Raw genomic sequence first — 1,373 nt, 5'->3', positions numbered from 1 at the left:
TAAAAACACCCTCAAAATTGCTCAAATAAAGCACTGAATTTTCAGTGCTTTTTATTTCTTCTTTTATTTTCTACCGAATTTTTACTGTTTTTACTTTCCAAAACAATCTAGAACGCATTCCTTTACTCTGATCACATCTTGCTCAACATTGGTCATTTAAAACGTGACCAAGTTAAAGTAAAACGTTTTCACTAATTTATTTTAGTAAAACTTTTACTAATATCTTTCTCAGATTATTCATAAGCATTTTTCACAATACATCGGCCGTTGTTTTTGCACTGATGTTGAGCCGCGATGAAACCAATCCGCACTCCAACATAAGCGCACCAAGCCGAGGGGAGATCAAAACGTGAACAATTGGGAAAACTTCCAACACTTACACGAGAATCGTATGGCACCGCGTGCGTACTTTTTCTCCTACGACTCTGTTCAGAGCGCACAAACCTTTCAACGTGAACTGAGTCGCCGCTTCATGTTGCTCAGCGGCCAATGGGCATTTCGTTATTTCACCAACCCAATGTTGGTACCTGATGAGTTTTACTCACAAACAATGAACGACTGGGGACACATTACCGTCCCAAACATGTGGCAAATGGAAGGCCACGGCGATCTGCAATACACCGATGAAGGCTTCCCATTCCCGATCGACGTCCCGTTTGTACCAACCGACAACCCAACGGGCGCTTATCAACGCACATTTACACTTGGTCCACAGTGGGATAACCAACAAACCATCATCAAGTTCGACGGCGTGGAAACCTACTTTGAAGTGTACATAAACGGCGAGTACGTCGGCTTTAGTAAAGGCAGCCGACTCACAGCGGAATTCGACATTTCCAAGTTCGTCCAACAAGGCGAAAACTTACTCTCTGTACGCGTGATGCAGTGGGCCGATTCCACTTACATTGAAGACCAAGACATGTGGTGGACGGCGGGGATCTTCCGCGATGCTTATCTTATGGGCAAAGAGCAGATTCACGTCCAAGATCTCACCATTCGCACCGATTTCGCCGACGATTACCAAAGTGCGATGCTCAGTGCTCAAGTCGAATTGGAAAACCTTTCTACCGCTATCGCGTCTGGCTACACGCTGGAATACGCGCTGCATGACAAAGGCACTGTCGTAGCCAGTGGTCAATGCGATTCACTGACTATCCAAAACCACCACTCAACAAGCTTTGCGATTGATATGGTGAGCCCAACACATTGGACGGCTGAAAACCCTTACCTTTACCACTTGTTCATCACCTTAAAAGATCACCAAGGCAAGGTCGTGGAAGTGATCCCACAACGCGTAGGTTTCCGTGACATCAAAGTGCGTGACGGCCTGTTCTACATCAACAACCAATACGTGATGCTGCATGGTGTAAACC

The 1,373-nt window shown here is 45.5% G+C and carries 1 protein-coding gene; it reads left to right on the top strand.

Going from position 1 to position 1,373, the window contains the following annotated elements:
- Positions 1-349 precede the first annotated feature (349 nt).
- Positions 350-1,373: sugar-binding domain-containing protein (locus R7Z50_RS24205; protein ID WP_411979506.1), on the top strand; the 1,024-nt coding region annotated here is incomplete at its 3' end.

It is taken from the genome of Vibrio sp. 1249-1, from assembly GCF_033340495.1.
This window is presented reverse-complemented; position numbering and strand designations above follow the sequence as displayed.